We start from the raw sequence: 14919 nt of genomic DNA, 5'->3' as shown, positions 1-14919 counted from the left end.
GGGAGGTTGGATGCTCCTTGTCCTTCGCAAATCAATTAGGCCCACCTTCTGCGCGATTCGGTCGCAGACAGTCTTCGATAGCACAAATCTATGTTCGCAAAATTTCTGCAGCGGCCGGCTCTGGCGATCGTCATCTCACTGCTCATCCTGTTCATGGGGGGGCTGGCGATCAACACGTTGCCGATTTCGCAGTTTCCGTCCGTCGCGCCGCCGAGTGTGCGTGTGTCGGTGTCGTACCCCGGTGCCAGTGCGAAGATCCTGGTCGATTCGACGATGGTCCTGCTGGAACAGGCGATCAACGGCGTGCCGAACATGCGGTACATGATGGGGGACGCCACCAGCGCCGGCGAAGGGACCATTCAAATTGTCTTTGAACCCGGCACTGATCCGAATGTGGCGGTCATGAACGTGAACAACCGTGTGCAACAAGTGAAGAACAACCTGCCGCCGATTGTTGAACGCGAAGGCATCATCGTGATGCAGAACATGACCAGCATGCTGATGTACGTGAACATCTTCAGCAAGGATCCGAACGTTGACCAGAACTTTCTGTACAACTACGCCACGGTCAACGTACTGAACGAAATCAAGCGTATTCCGGGTGTCGGACGAGCCACGATTTTGGGCAACCGATCGTATGCCATGCGAGTCGAATTGAATCTCGATCGTATGCGTGCCTACAAGGTGGACGCGGAAGACGTGATGGAGGCGTTGGATGAACAGAGTATGATCGGCTCGCCCGGTCGGCTGGGCCAGGCGACCGGCACAACGTCACAGACTCTGGAATACGTGCTGACCTGGATCGGGCGATATAAGACTCCTGAGGAATACGAGAAGATCATTCTGAAGGCCAACCCGGAAGGTGAGATCCTGCGGCTGGGAGACGTTGCCAAAGTTCGGCTGGGTTCCTCGTTCTATGACCTCTATTCAGACATCGACGGGCTACCTTCTGCCGCCATCGTGTTGAAGCAAACGCCCGGTTCCAATGCGGCGGATGTGATCGAGAAGGTGAAGGAGAAAGTAGAATCTATTAAGCAGGCATCGTTTCCGCCAGGCATGGATTATGCGGTCACTTACGACGTGTCCAGCTTTTTGGATGCGTCTATTGAGAAGGTGGTCCACACGCTTTTTGAAGCTTTCATTTTAGTTTCTCTGGTCGTCTATTTGTTTCTGGGCGACTTCCGCAGCACGCTGATTCCGACGTTGGCCGTTCCCGTTTCGTTGATCGGCACGTTTTTCTTTATGCTGATGTTCGGCATGTCGATCAACCTCATCACGCTGTTCGCACTGGTGCTGGCGATCGGCGTGGTGGTGGACGACGCGATCGTGGTGGTGGAAGCGGTGCACGAAAAAATGCACACCAAACATCTGGGGCCGTATCAGGCGACCAAAGAGGTGGTGCATGAAATCAGCGGCGCGATTATCGCCATCACGCTGGTGATGACTGCCGTGTTTATTCCGGTTACGTTTATGACCGGGCCGGTCGGCGTGTTCTACCGCCAGTTCGCATTAACGATGGCGATGTCGATCGTGATTTCCGGCGTAGTCGCGTTGTCGTTAACGCCCGTGCTGTGTGCAATGATCCTGAAACCGCACGGCAGCGGCGCACAACAAACTGGTCTGATCGGTTTGGTGAATCGCGGCATCAACAAAGCTGGTAGCCGTTCAGCCACCGTTCTGCGAGCGTTGCTTTGTGTTCTGTTGGGACTGGGCGTCGGGGCCGGCATGTACTACTTGTTGCATGTTGAGATCGTTCACGAACTGGTGAACGATCAGTTCCCTCTGACGGAAACTCGAGAACAAATCATTGCTGGCGTTGTCGCAGTTCTGGCCATCTGGAACTTCGGGGCGGCGTTTTCCGGCAGCACTGGCGGCGACAAAAAACTCGGGCCTCTGGGGATGTTTCTGCACATCTTTGACCGCGGCGTCGAAAAAGTGACGGGCGGTTACGCCGGTGTCCTGAAGCGAATTATCACGCTGCGTCTGGTGACGATGCTGGTGATCGGAGCCTTCAGCTATGGCATCTTCTTTGTAAACGGCGAACTTCCGTCGGGCTTCATTCCACTGGAAGACCAGGGCATGATCTACGGGATCGTACAAACGCCGCCGGGTTCGACTCTGGAATACACCAATGCCAAATGCCACGAGCTACAGGCGATCTGCGAAGAACTGAAAGATAAAAACGGAAACCCTCTCGTCACATCGGTGTCCTCCATTGCGGGTTACGAAGTTCTGACGGAAGGTCGAGGTTCCAATGCGGGGACGTGCATCATCAACCTGCCTCCGTGGGCCGACCGCGCGTTGACGTCGAAACAGATTATCGAAGAACTGGAAGAGAAAGGGACGGAGATCGCCAACGTGAAGCTTGAGTTCTTCGAACCGCCAGCAGTGCCAGGCTTTGGTGCGGCCGGTGGCTTTTCATTGAACCTGCTGGATAAAACTAACAGCGGCGACTATCAGGCATTGGGAGAACAGACCGACCGGTTTATGGAAGCGTTGGGGAAACGCAAGGAACTGAAAGGGCTGTTCACCTTCTTCGCCGCCAACTATCCGCAGTACGAAATCGTGATCGACAACGATGTGGCCATGCAGAAGGGCGTTTCGATCCGCGACGCGATGGACAATCTTTCGATCGTGATTGGTAGCACGTGGGAACAGGGCTTCGTGCGGTTTGGTCAGTTCTACAAGGTGTATGTTCAGGCGGCTCCTGAATTTCGTCGTTATCCAGAAGACCTGAAGAACATGTTCGTCAAAAACGATCGTGACGAAATGGTGCCGTATTCTTCGTTTATGAAGGTGGTGAAGATGCAGGGGCTGAACGAAATCAGCCGGTACAACCTGTATCCGACGGCTCCTATCCAGGGAGCTCCCGCAAAAGGTTACAGCAGCGGTGAAGCCATCGCGGCGATTCAGGAAGTTGCGGCTGAAACTCTGCCCAACGGTTTCGACATCGACTGGCGAGGACTCGCGTATGACGAAGCGAAGGCGGGCAACACAGCCGTGTACATCTTTCTGATCGTGGTGATCTTTGTGTACATGGTTCTGGTCGGTCAGTACGAAAGCTTTTTGCTTCCACTGGCTGTGATCGCGTCGTTGCCGGTGGGCTTGTTTGGTTCGTTTCTGTTTTTGAAAGCGATGGGTCTGGCAAACGACGTGTACTGTCAAATCGGCCTGGTGATGCTGGTCGGCCTGCTTGGCAAGAACGCAATTCTAATCATTGAATTCGCCGTCCAGCGCCGTCAGGAAGGTCTTGAAATTAAGGACGCGGGAATCGAAGGCGGCCGTCTGCGGTTTCGACCGATTTTGATGACGTCGTTCGCCTTCATCGCCGGTTTGATCCCGTTGGTGCGAGCGACCGGGCCAGGAGCCATCGGCAACCGCACGATTGGTACGACGGCGGTCGGCGGCATGCTGATGGGGACGCTGTTTGGTGTGCTGGTGATTCCTGGCCTGTACTACCTCTTCGCCAAAATGGCCGACGGCAAAGCGTTGATCCGCGATCAGCATGACGAACCGATCAGCGAACTGTTCGAACACGAAAAGTAGCTGGCGACTGTCGAATTCGATTCGGCTGTGACGAGCGTGCGGCGTAGTTACAATCTCATGAGACATCAGCTACGCTGACGGGCGTACTTTTTGTGGCCGACCCGCCTGGTCTCGATCCAACTATTGCCGGAAACATCTCCATGAAAGCCGCGTATATTACGTCACCCTGTTCCGTCGCCGAAATTCAATACGGCGACGTCGCAACTCCGACACCGTCTGAAGGTCAGGTGCTGGTGAAAATGGCGGCGGTGGCGGTCAATCCCATCGATACATACATCCGCAGCGGTAACGTGAAATTGGACCTGCCGCAGCCTTACGTGATCGGCTGCGATATTGCAGGAACGGTCGAAGCTGTCGGCCACGGCGCGACAGCGTTTGAAGTTGGTGAACGCGTATGGGGCAGCAATCAGGGACTGGCTGGAAGGCAGGGGACGTTTTCGGAATTTGCTGCAATCGACGAACGCTGGCTGTACCCGACGCCCAGTTCCGTGTCGGACAAAGATGCGGCAGCGGTCTCCCTGACTGGCATTACAGCTCATTTGGGCCTGCACCTGCACGCCGACGTGCAGGCGGGCGACGTCGTGTTTGTGAACGGCGGCACCGGTGGCGTGGGATCGTGCGTGGTCCAGATCGCGAAGGCGGCTCACGCGACGGTTATCACGACCGTTGGAAGCGACGCCAAAAAGAAAGCGGCGGAATCACTGGGAGCCGACGTCGTGATCAATTACCGCGACGAAAATGTCGCGGAAGCTCTGGAAAAGTGCCTGCCGGAGACCGGGCCAATCAATGTCTGGTTTGAAACTCTACGCACACCCGATCCGGAAACGTCGTTTCGTTTCATGGCTAAGCGAGGTCGGTACATCCTGATGGCGGGCCGCGACGCTCGCCCCGAATTCCCGGTGGGCGCATTCTACGTCAACGATCTGCGAGCCATCGGATTCGCCATGTTCAACGCTTCGGCCGACGAACAACGAGAAGCAGCAACCGCCCTGAATGCTCTTATGGCAAACGACCAACTAAAGCCCATCATCGGCGCAGAATTCACACTGGCCGAAGCCGCGAAGGCTCATCAACTGCAGGAGGACAATACGCTGTCCGGTTCGGGATCACTAAGCGGCAAGATTGTGCTGACGCCGTAGTTGGTGTGCGGAAAGTGAAGCCTTGGGCTTGAGTGCGGTCACCAAATTGCCCTCAACCTACGGTTCTGCCCGTTGATCAAACACCTTTGGCATGAAGCCCAGGGATGTTTCCATCCAGCTGCCGCAACTGCAGCCGCCGCCGCCTTCTGGTGACAACAGCATGCCGTTGGCTGGAATGGTACTCAGCCAGCAATCCGGGCGTAGGCGAGCCCAGTCGGATTGCGTGGATGTTTCCGGATCCCACATCGTGACCGTGTCGGCTCGAAAGAAGACCGCTTCTGAAGAACACGCGTAGGTGCCACAGCCGTGCCCCGAAGGAAACTTTTGCGGCAACACGGAACCGTCCTTCAATGACAGCACGCCCGGTCTCACAAAGACTCGGTCTCCGACAATCGCCGGCCGTGACATCGCCTTGCCGTGGTCGCCTTTGCCTTCCAGCCATGAGGTCGATTGGGTCCACTGCTCACGTCCGTCTTTGTCGGAATACGACGTCACTTGGTGAGCCTTGTCGGCGGACGAAACAAGAGTCAGCTGGTCGGCGGCGTGAGCCAGAAAGAACACGACTTTTTGGCTCATCGGATCCAGTTTCTTTTCCCACCTGGGCGATCCCGTGGCTGCATCGATCGCCACCAGATGTAGATCCTTCCACAATGCTGCGTCGCCGATTCGTCGGTCTTTGCCAGCCATGATGTCGGCGTTGCGTGATTCGACAAAGTACATCGTGTCGCCGCCAACGGTGATGGTGGAATTTAAAACCAGGCCGCGAGTGTATTCCCATGTCAGTTCGCCGGAATCCGTGTCGTTGCAGAACAGGCGATCGCTACAGATGGGGAAGGTGACCGCGCCGGATCGAGCGTCATACCAGCCGGTGTCGCCGCCGCCCCAGAACGTGGTCCACGACGTGTTGGCTTTGACGGAACTGCCAAACAGACGACCATTTTGCGTGGCGACATAGCCCCAGTCCATCGGCGTTTCTGAAGCTTTGTCGGCCTTCATTCGGTCGACAACGTCACCCGTCGCAGCATCGATCTTCCAGCATTCGCCTTTCACGGCGACGAACAGATAGTCGCGGCTGGCGCACCAGTTACTGCAGTCTCGCGGCATGTTGAAGCGTTCCAGACCCGGGATTTCGATTGACCATAGAATCGAGCCGTTAAACGCATCGACTGCGATAATGCGATGCAGCCCCTGCATGAACAGCCGGCCCGCCGTCGACAGCGGTGACGGCTTGCGACCACTGCGATCGGCCTGGTATCGAGGCCCCGGTCGACCCACCCATTGGATTCGCAGGTCGTCCGTCGATTTTGCTCCGCCGAGTTGTTCGCCGGCGAAAGCGGCGTTATCAGGATCGCCGTATAGATGCGACCAATCGCCAGCATTTGGCAAAGCAGGCTTGACGAATCGCTGCCACCCATTGGATTTGCCTATCGGCACCATGACAAAGCTTTGAATCGGCTCCGTTGCGGCAATGGGCGAAAGCAGAGTCACGCCGCCATCTGGTTGCGTTTGCCGTTGTGCTTCTTTGATCATTGCCGGATCTGCTGAAGCGTCGAGGATGACGAGGTTGGCCCACTGGCCGACGAACGGAAGCTCAGCCAGATTGTCGACCAAGTGGACGGCCACCTGATTGCCGTAAACGCCGTGCTGCAACAGATGCCTTCGGAGCGAATCGACTCGTTCTGCATCGGTGTCTGCGATCACGAAACGCAACGTGCTGTTCTTGCACAACTGAATCAAGAGTTTGACATCGACTGCACCACAAATCAGGGCCAAGCCGTTGTCCGCGTCGCATTGAGCCAACAAGTCTTGAGCCCGTGTGCTCGCGGCAACGTCAGTGGTATCTGGAATCCGGTCCGACGTCGGCGGCGAATAGTTGAAGAAGTTATCGCACTCAAAATCCTTCGTGAAACGCAACTTGTCCGCATCATCGTCCTGCACGCCGATCCGGTATTGGTAGACCTTCTGCCGTTTCAGCCCCGTCAGCTTTGCCTGATGTTCCGTCTGCAGTTTTTTGTCCAACAGCTTCGTCATCTCGCCTTCCGTACCGAACTGCAGAACGCTCGGCTGAGGCGTTTCCGTCGTCCAGCGAACGACGGCCGTGTGCGGATCTGTAAACCGTAACCACGGGCCGGACGCCACATGGCCGTATTCCGTCGGAGCAGGCAGGCCTGACTTTTTGCGCCGAAAGTGGCTCGCGATTTCATCGGTGGATAGAGCTTCGCTATACAACGCGACTTCGTGAATCGCGCCACGCAGCCGATGGTATTCGTCCTTGTCGTGATACGCTCCGATTTCGAACCACGTGCGATCAGGGTACGAAATCTCGCCCGATTGAGCTCCGCTCTCTGCCTGTAAGGCGCCGTCCACATAGATCCGCAGCAACGTGCCGTCATAGGTTCCCGCCACGTGGTACCAGCGTTCCGTTTCAAACGGCTGCTTTGCTTTCAGGTAGGTCATCTTGCCTGCGCCTCCGGCCGATGCCACTCCGACGCAAAACTGGTCTTTGTTGAAGCCCAGCAACCAGCCTCGTTCGTAATCGCCGTTGTCCTGCAGAACGCTGACGATGCCGCCCCAGTCCTGAGGCTGATCGACCTTCACCCACGCTTCGGCCGTGAATGCCGTCGTCGGCACGGGAACGCTGCGAAAGTCAGGAGCAACCATGAGCGACTGATCGCTGCCGTCAAGTTCGATGGCCTGAAGGTTGCCAAGCCGCGAGAACCGTGGTCGACCGGATAGGGTGACATCCGATCCATGCAACGCCTTCACCACCAGACCGTCGTTGGCCGACTGCTGAAACGCCCAATGGCCCAGCAGTCGTTTGTCGTCAATCGGTACCACATCCGTGACGCGAGTTGCGGCGTCGTCTGATGATGCGGTCAGAGCCGCGGCGATCGCTGGTGCCGTTGTTGTTTCGTCCGCCGCAAAGCAATGAATCGCTCCCTCATCCGTGCTGGCGAACAGCCGTCCGTTCGCCACCGCCAGTCCGAACGCTCGCCCGGTCACTGGCTGTTTCCACAACAGTTTTCCATCGCTGGCCGAATGAGCGGCGACCATCTGATCGCCGCCGACGAACAGAGTGTCGCCCGCTTTGATCATCGTGAACGGGCAATCACAGGCCGCCTTCCACAGCACGTTTCGTTTGGTCAAACTGGACGCAATGATTTCGGAATCAGTCAGCATCCACGACGTGGCTCCGTCGACAACAAGAGCGTTGCCGGTGCCGAGACCGGCTACAACTTCGCGGTTGGAACTGCTGGATTCGCGAAAGCCGCCTTTGCGAGAATCCGTGGCCGGACCGTGCAGCACGTTGTCGTCCAGCGAAACAACGACGACCGAACCGCCGCCGCTTTTTACCATTTCGCCGAGGTCTTTGCCGGTCGTTCGATCGAACACTCGCGGAGCAACTCGGCCCTGCGGCAGCACAAGGAACTTTGATGACAGCGCAGGAGCACCTTCCATCGTTCGCCCGGGCAGTGACTTCACGTAGTGCTGTTCGCCGTCTGTTTTTCCAGTTGCCGCGTCCAGCGAACACAACCAGGCGTCTTCCCACGGCAGCATCGCGCATGCGAACCACGCTGTGCCGTTGTCCACGGTGACGCCTGTGCGACACGGCTGAAACGGAATGAAGCGACCGTCGTTGAGGATTAGCTGCGATGTGTCGGCAGGAGTGAACGCCCAAACCAATCGGCCATCATCGGCATCGACGCAGCGTGCGTGACCATCGTCGGATCCGAAATAGACTTTCCCATCCGACCACGTGGGAGCCAGTCGGATCGGTCCATCTGCGGTGAAGGTCCATGCGGGCTTGCCGTCGTCGGCGTTCAGGCAATACAGAGTGTCATCGGCGGACGACCCAAACCACACTCGCCCCTGAGCCGCCACAACATGGAACGCGGAATCATAGTTCCTCATCGACGGCAGGTTGCGGTGGAATGCGTACGCGTCCCACTTTGCTGGCCCGGCCCACGCTGTCTTTGGCGGCGTCGCCGACTGCCATGCCCAACTCAGCCGCAGCTTCGTGACCGGCAACTGTTCGTCTGTTGCGCCCGTGCGGCGGTTGTCGTGCTGCCACGTTGGCCAGTCTGCGGCGTTGGCAGCTGTCGCTAGCAACAGGACGGCTGTCGCGATTGATCGAAGGAGCATTGAGATCATCCTGACAAAGGTAGGGACGGTCCAACGGACATCGCGAAACCGGCAGCGGCGAAAATCGTGAGTCGCTAATCTACCGACGAATCTTCGCTTTGCGGCCGTTGGTCCGTTTCAGGGACTTCTTAATATACGCGACAATCTTTGGCGTCGTACAGGCGGTATCGCCGTGGTCGACCTGGACTTCACCGATGCGTTCGCCTGCTTCCAAAGCGTCGTCGGTCAGCTCGGGTTTGTAAACGCCAATCGCGATGACGGCCATGACCATTGCATGGCGAGCTCGGTTGGGCGACCGATGAATTTCCATTTCGATGTCTTTGAGAATGCGGCGACCTTCCGATTCTTCAACGATGTCCGGATCGTCTTTCAGCAGACACGCCAGAATGGAATAGCCTGTTGTTCGAGCGTATTCAGACTTCTGCTTGCGCCATTGCCGCATTTTGGAGACGCCGAAATTTGACTCGGCAATCACGGCGGCCACTTCTGCACCGTGAGGCGGGTAGGTGACGTCTTTCATCCATTGAGTCGCATGGGCGGGCGTGAATTCGTCTGGATCGGCCACCATTGTCGCCAGAGATCGAGCGTCTACGTTTCCAGTTTGCCACAGTTCAAGAGCCAGGTCGTGGTTGGGGCCGATCGACTTTTTCAGTTTCTTTAAGTCCGCATAGCTAACGCCAAACACGTCGTCGCCCGCGCCGTGACGTTTGTAGGTTTTGACCGCCTGTGATGTGCCCAGCGATTTTAATTGTGACATTACGGCCGTCAGATCCATGTAGTGCACTCCCCCAAACAGCCAGTGGTGACAGCACCGCCGCCACGAAATTCGAATACGTTCTTCAAACAACCATCATGCGACCGCGTCTGGAACGACACCTGATGGCAACCGCCTGGCCCGACAGGACCACATGATACCGCCGCGAAAGGCTCATTTCAGCGACTCCGCCACCATTGCGATCAGACGGTGTGAAAACGCGCCTGTCGGAACCGATAGCGTCGAAGAGTGAACGTCAAACCGTAGTGTCGGGTGAGGGCGAACATGTACCGTCACTGACCGGTTAAGCGGCTCTAGACAGTCGAGGCTGCCATTATGGCCTTGCGTGAGTTCGCATAATTGGTGCCACAACGGCAGCTTTTGGCGTTTTCGGCAGATGTTCAAATTTGATGCAAAGTGCTATGAATAAATACTTTACGATCGGAAATACGTAATTGGCATGGGATTTGTATTGCATCCTGTGCAGAAATGGCCGGCACAATTTGTGACGGCCCGCATCAAGAAAAGACTTACCATCCAACAAGGAGCGATATCCATGAACTGCAATTCCGCCACTCTTCGACGGTCTGAACCTCTGGACGCGGTCCGTCGTGAATTCGAACGAAACCTCGGCTTGTCTTCCGATCCGTTCGCTCAACTGTCTGTCGTTGAAGCTCAGGACGGAGTGAGCGTTAGTATCGACTTGCCCGGGCTATCGCGGGACGACATTTCTGTCACAATAGACAACGGCGAGTTAACGATCGCTGGCGACCGAAAAAGCGAAATGCCGGAAGGCGCGAAGGCGATCTTCAGTAACCAGGTGTTTGGTGAATTTCGAAGAACTCTCAAACTTCACGAATCCATTGATCCGGCCAGCGTGGATGCCGTTCTGAAAAATGGAGTGCTTACACTGAAATTGTCGAAGCGGCCTGAACTTCAGCCGCGTAAAATCGATATCCGCGCCGCATCCTAACCATCAACTTTCCAACAGGAGATAGCTTAATGAATACACAATCGACACGACCACGATTTTCTTTGTTCGACGAACTGGACAAGGGCTTGAACACGCTTGTGAACGAAGTCCTGCATTCAGAACGTGGACAATCGAAAGTGCCACCGTTAACAATCTACGAATTCGACAATCGCTACGTCGTGGAATGCGATGTGCCCGGCGTTGAACTCGCAGATATCGGACTCAGCATCGACAACGGAGTCCTGGAAATTACGGGACACCGTCAGCAACCGGTTCTGGACGAAGGCACCAAAGTCACGATCGACGAACGTCGTTGCGACAAGTTTCATCGGAAACTGAAACTCGGCAAGGACGTGAATTCAGAATCTGTCGACGCAGAACTTGGCGACGGAGTGCTGAAGGTGACGATCCACAAATCCGATTCCGTGCTGCCTAAAAAGATTGAGATCCGCAAAGCGGACGAATCGTAGACAGGCCCACACGATAAGCCCGGCCTCTTCGCGATGCCGGGCTTTTTTTTATTTCACCCCGTGCGATAATCCGCGCTTCACACGACTTCATTCACCAGCAGACCAGAAAGATTAAATCAATGACCGGATACACCGTTCACACGGGTGCCTCCAAAAAGTTTGTCGCAGGTTGGGATAGCATCTTCGGTGGCGATGATAAAAAGCAGTCAACAGGCGGGAAGAAGAAAAAGAAGTCTGCCGCAAAGGCATCCGGCAAAAAGGCGAAGTCGAAGAGCGGCAAAAAGAAATGATGAACGCGAGCCAAGGTACGCGCATCGATTTCTGTGGTTGTTTCTGTGTGGCCGGGGTTGGACTGAGCGAAGTGAACGAAACCCTCGGGGTTTCGCTCGCTCCTCGCTCCATCCCCGGCCACACCTATGAAACTGACAATCATCCATAACCGCCCCGCGTGGGACACTATTCGCCCTGCACGTCTCCATGAAAAGTCGACGAGATCGATGGCGGTCAACAGGGTTCGCGTTTGGGATAGTCGAAGTCCGCGAGGACGCCCAGCTCCGGTCGCGTCCAGCTTTCAAGGGTCACCGTCAGCACTCCGCAGGTTGGCACGTTGTCGATCGGCGTGGGTGAAAACCGATTGGCCAGATCTGTGATCACCGGGTTGTGAGTGACCACCATAAGAGTTCGCACGCGGTCGTCCGTTGATGCGACAGCATCCAGCACTTCCTGTTCGGAAGCCGCGTAGAGGTCATCATTGATGACGATCTGATCGGCCGAATAGCCGACTTCTGCTGCAATCGCTTCAGCAGTCGCTTTTGTGCGAACAGCAGGGCTGCAGAGCACCAGATCCGGAATCAACTTTCGGTGCGACAGCCTTCGCCCCATTTCCGGCGCGTCGCGACGGCCACGCTTGTTCAGAGGACGGTCGATGTCGTCCAGTTCGGGATGTTTCCAGCTTGACTTGGCGTGCCGCACCAACAGCAGTATTCTGGCAGTCATATCACGTTCCGGTGCGTTGTTTTATCGTCAGGTGTATTGAGGTGCGGACCGTCTATTGAACTTCGACAGTCGCGCCTTCGTTCGCGTAAATTGTATCTGTTGACGGTCCTGCGGCCGCGATCGCTCGTTTCATTTACAGAAAGCCTCTGCCATGCCAGCGTATGAAGTTCGACGTTCGATCACAATTGATGCCACTCCGGAAACTGTGTTCGACACGGTTGCCGACTACGGGACGTGGACGAAGTGGTCGCCATGGCTGGGCATCGACAAGCAGGCGACGGTAATCGTCACGGACAATCCCAACTCTGTGAACTCAATTTACGGCTGGGCAGGTGAAGTTGTCGGGCAGGGAGAGATCGAACACAAACAGCTTCAGCGACCGAACAAAATTGACGACGAAATCCGCTTCACAAAACCGTTTAAGTCGAAGTCGGCTGTGTCCTTCGAGCTTCAGCCCGATGGGAATGGCACAAAGATTACGTGGGGGATGAACGGTAGCTTGCCGTGGTTTCTGTTCTGGATGGCGTCCAATATTGAGACGTATATCGGCATGGACTACGAACGTGGTTTGAAGATGCTGAAGGAGTACATCGAAACCGGCGAAGTTCTTTCGGACATCGAAGTCGTGGGTATTGAACCGGTCGATTCTCGTCGAATCGCCGGCGTCCGCGATTCGTGTCCAACTAACGATGTTGGACCAACCATGAATGCCGCCTTCACTAAAGTGAAGAACGTCCTTGCCGGTCAGTCTCCGCCGGACGGCTTCGAAATGATTAGCGTGTACCACCCGTGTGATTTGAAGCAGCGTCGGTTTGAATTCACGAGCGGCTACGCGGTGTCGGCGGACTGTCAGACGCCACCAGACTTAACGGAGTTTCGCCTGCCAGAAGGTCGCGCCCTGCATATTCGCCACAGCGGCCGCTACGAAAATCTTGGCAATGCATGGAGTGGTGCTCATCAGTACGCTCGCTACAAGAAAATCAAGCTGGCGAAACGCGCCGCGTTTGAAGCGTACCGAAACGATCCGGACAACACGCCCGAGGCCGAATTGGTGACGGATATCTATCTGTACGTGAAGTGATAGAAGGTAAACGCCTGCCAGGCGAATCTTTCCCCTATTCAGCCCAAGGCAGGGGCGGGGCGAACGGGCGCAGCGATGTACGGAGGAAGGTCTGATGCACGGGCCAAAATCCGGGAACGTTGGTTTGGTCGCGACACAAGCAGTTTGTTCCGCTGGAGTATGCGAGCGTTGATTTTTCGCCCAGCGGGCGCACGCACGTAGCCGTCGGTGTGGCAGACGCAACTCGCCCCCGCGAGCCGACATGCGCGGCCCCCTCCCGGACGTGGCTTCGCTCCGTCCGACCTCCCCCCCGACGCTGCGCTGGGAGAGGTACGTGAGCAATGCCTATGCGGGAGCCCAAAGCGGCATGATCTCTCAAGGCGAATAGATCGAGCCGCTGGCTAACCCATCAACTCGGCAATCGGCCGACCGTGATTGATAATCGGCGTGGGGCGGCCGTTGAAGTCTTTGATCATCACCTTGGAACCATCAATGCCAAGGTGATGATAAATGGTGGCCAGAAAGTCTTCCGCGCTGCAGATGCGTTCGATCGAATCTTCGCCTCGCTTGTCGGTGGCCCCGATAAAACGACCGGTTTCGATACCGCCGCCCGCCCAGATGTTGCTGAACGCGCGAGGCCAGTGGTCTCGGCCGGGTTGGCGAGTCCCTGCGGCGGCACTCCCGTTACCTGCGCCCGTGCTGGGTTGATAACTGATTTTGGGCGTGTGACCGAATTCTCCCGTGACGACAACCAGCACGCGATCGTCCAGGCCTCGATCGTAGATGTCTTCAATCAGCGCGGATACGGCCTGGTCATACGCTTGAGCTCGAAAACGCAGTGCATCGAAGATGTTATGATTGACCGCGTGGTCGTCCCAGTTTTGAACTCGACCGCACAACGGCCCTCGCAGACTGCTGGTTAAAATTTCCACACCCGCTTCAACAAGACGTCGCGCCAACAGAAGTTGTTGACCCCATGTGTTACGGCCGTAGCGGTCGCGAGTTGCGTCGTCTTCTTTGGACAGGTCGAAGGCATCTTTGGTTTTGGGATTGGTCAGCAGCGTCATCGCCTGAGTTTCGAATTCGTCCAACGCCTGCAGTTCGCCCGCCTGGTCGAAGGCTCGCTGCATGTTGTCCAGATTCTGACGCAGTGTGGATCGGCGGTTCAGGTGTTTGACTTCGTGCAGGTCTGACAGTCCGATGTTTGGTACCGAAAAGTTTGGCTTGTTGGGATCGCCCGTCACGGAAAACGGCGAATACGCATCGCCCAGGTAGGCCGGTCCGGTGTAAGTGGTGGGTGGGTTGACGCCCACAGAACGAGGCACCGGATTGGCGCGCGGGCCATCCAGCGATCTCAGATAATTGGCGACCGACATCCAGTCCGGGTACTTCGGTTTTGGCTTATCTCGCGTGGCCGGATCACCGGACAGCATTTGCATTGACCCCGCCGGATGGCCGCCAGCGGTTTGCTTCATGGAACGCAGCACCGTGAACCTGTCCGCGATTTTGGCCTGCATCGGCAACAGTTCCGTGAAGTGCATGCCGGGCACAGCGGTCGGAATTGTCGCGAAGGGGCCTCGGTATTCGCTGCCGGAATTCGGCTTGGGATCGTACGTGTCGATGTGCGAACAACCGCCCGGTTGCCACACCATAATCACGGCCGATTTCTTTTTGTCGGTCGTCGCGTCGCCAGCATTCGCGGCGGCTCGCATACGCAGGATGCCCGGCAGGCTTAGCGAGGCGAACCCACCCAGGCCCATGCGCATGAAGCCTCGCCGACCACCCGGGCCGGGGCAAACTGTCGTGTCGGATGCGTTAAATTGATGACTCATGGTTGT

Annotated in this window: 10 protein-coding genes; 6 read left to right on the top strand and 4 right to left on the bottom strand. The window is 56.5% G+C overall.

Features of this window, described 5'->3' with window-relative positions; genetic code table 11:
• Nucleotides 1–90: 90 nt before the first annotated feature.
• Together Fuma_RS10110 and Fuma_RS10105 are read left to right on the top strand one after the other, a co-directional pair.
• Nucleotides 91–3546, top strand: a complete 3456-nt coding sequence (locus Fuma_RS10110) for an efflux RND transporter permease subunit (RefSeq protein WP_077024034.1) — start codon at nt 91–93, stop codon at nt 3544–3546.
• A 140-nt stretch (nt 3547–3686) separates the two neighbouring features.
• Nucleotides 3687–4685 carry a quinone oxidoreductase family protein gene (locus Fuma_RS10105; protein ID WP_077024033.1) on the top strand — a complete coding sequence of 333 codons (999 nt, stop codon included), beginning with the start codon at nt 3687–3689 and terminating at the stop codon, nt 4683–4685.
• Between the two features lie 57 nt (nt 4686–4742).
• On the opposite strand, the gene Fuma_RS10100 is transcribed toward Fuma_RS10105, so the two are convergent.
• Together Fuma_RS10100 and Fuma_RS10095 are read right to left on the bottom strand one after the other, a co-directional pair.
• On the bottom strand, nt 4743–8828 hold the full coding sequence (locus Fuma_RS10100) for an outer membrane protein assembly factor BamB family protein (protein WP_158520931.1): 4086 nt from the start codon (nt 8826–8828) through the stop codon (nt 4743–4745).
• A gap of 79 nt (nt 8829–8907) precedes the next feature.
• A complete protein-coding gene (locus Fuma_RS10095) occupies nt 8908–9585 on the bottom strand; it encodes a DNA alkylation repair protein (RefSeq protein ID WP_158520930.1) in 678 nt (225 codons plus the stop codon).
• Between the two features lie 553 nt (nt 9586–10138).
• On the opposite strand from Fuma_RS10095, the gene Fuma_RS10090 reads away from it, so the two are divergent.
• The 3 genes from Fuma_RS10090 to Fuma_RS35575 all read left to right on the top strand — a co-directional run bounded on the left by Fuma_RS10090 (nt 10139) and on the right by Fuma_RS35575 (nt 11315).
• On the top strand, nt 10139–10555 hold the full coding sequence (locus Fuma_RS10090; protein ID WP_158520929.1) for an Hsp20/alpha crystallin family protein: 417 nt from the start codon (nt 10139–10141) through the stop codon (nt 10553–10555).
• A gap of 29 nt (nt 10556–10584) precedes the next feature.
• Nucleotides 10585–11025: an Hsp20/alpha crystallin family protein gene (locus Fuma_RS10085; RefSeq protein ID WP_077024029.1), complete on the top strand. Its 441-nt coding sequence runs from the start codon at nt 10585–10587 to the stop codon at nt 11023–11025.
• Nucleotides 11026–11144: 119 nt separating this feature from the next.
• On the top strand, nt 11145–11315 hold the full coding sequence (locus Fuma_RS35575) for a hypothetical protein (RefSeq protein WP_169929126.1): 171 nt from the start codon (nt 11145–11147) through the stop codon (nt 11313–11315).
• A gap of 214 nt (nt 11316–11529) precedes the next feature.
• Here the strand turns inward: Fuma_RS35575 and Fuma_RS10080 are convergent, their stop codons facing one another.
• Nucleotides 11530–12021, bottom strand: a complete 492-nt coding sequence (locus tag Fuma_RS10080) for a SixA phosphatase family protein (RefSeq protein WP_077024028.1) — start codon at nt 12019–12021, stop codon at nt 11530–11532.
• A gap of 151 nt (nt 12022–12172) precedes the next feature.
• Between Fuma_RS10080 and Fuma_RS10075 the strand changes: the two genes are divergently transcribed.
• Entirely contained in the window at nt 12173–13102 is a 930-nt protein-coding gene (locus Fuma_RS10075) for a GyrI-like domain-containing protein (protein ID WP_077024027.1), read from the top strand.
• Between the two features lie 380 nt (nt 13103–13482).
• Here the strand turns inward: Fuma_RS10075 and Fuma_RS10070 are convergent, their stop codons facing one another.
• The gene (locus Fuma_RS10070) at nt 13483–14913 is read right to left on the bottom strand and encodes a DUF1501 domain-containing protein (protein ID WP_077024026.1); all 1431 of its coding nucleotides are present in this window, start codon (nt 14911–14913) and stop codon (nt 13483–13485) included.
• Nucleotides 14914–14919 lie beyond the last annotated feature (6 nt).

Source organism: Fuerstiella marisgermanici, assembly GCF_001983935.1.
GTDB lineage: Bacteria > Planctomycetota > Planctomycetia > Planctomycetales > Planctomycetaceae > Fuerstiella > Fuerstiella marisgermanici.
This window is presented reverse-complemented; position numbering and strand designations above follow the sequence as displayed.

Excerpts from the sequence above, each read along its gene's own strand:
- Fuma_RS10110 (WP_077024034.1), top strand. The coding sequence starts at position 91 with ATGTTCGCAAAATTTCTGCAGCGGCCGGCTCTGGCGATCGTCATCTCA.
- Fuma_RS10105 (WP_077024033.1), top strand. The coding sequence starts at position 3,687 with ATGAAAGCCGCGTATATTACGTCACCCTGTTCCGTCGCCGAAATTCAA.
- Fuma_RS10100 (WP_158520931.1), bottom strand. The coding sequence starts at position 8,828 with ATGCTCCTTCGATCAATCGCGACAGCCGTCCTGTTGCTAGCGACAGCT.
- Fuma_RS10095 (WP_158520930.1), bottom strand. The coding sequence starts at position 9,585 with ATGTCACAATTAAAATCGCTGGGCACATCACAGGCGGTCAAAACCTAC.
- Fuma_RS10090 (WP_158520929.1), top strand. The coding sequence starts at position 10,139 with ATGAACTGCAATTCCGCCACTCTTCGACGGTCTGAACCTCTGGACGCG.
- Fuma_RS10085 (WP_077024029.1), top strand. The coding sequence starts at position 10,585 with ATGAATACACAATCGACACGACCACGATTTTCTTTGTTCGACGAACTG.
- Fuma_RS35575 (WP_169929126.1), top strand. The coding sequence starts at position 11,145 with ATGACCGGATACACCGTTCACACGGGTGCCTCCAAAAAGTTTGTCGCA.
- Fuma_RS10080 (WP_077024028.1), bottom strand. The coding sequence starts at position 12,021 with ATGACTGCCAGAATACTGCTGTTGGTGCGGCACGCCAAGTCAAGCTGG.
- Fuma_RS10075 (WP_077024027.1), top strand. The coding sequence starts at position 12,173 with ATGCCAGCGTATGAAGTTCGACGTTCGATCACAATTGATGCCACTCCG.
- Fuma_RS10070 (WP_077024026.1), bottom strand. The coding sequence starts at position 14,913 with ATGAGTCATCAATTTAACGCATCCGACACGACAGTTTGCCCCGGCCCG.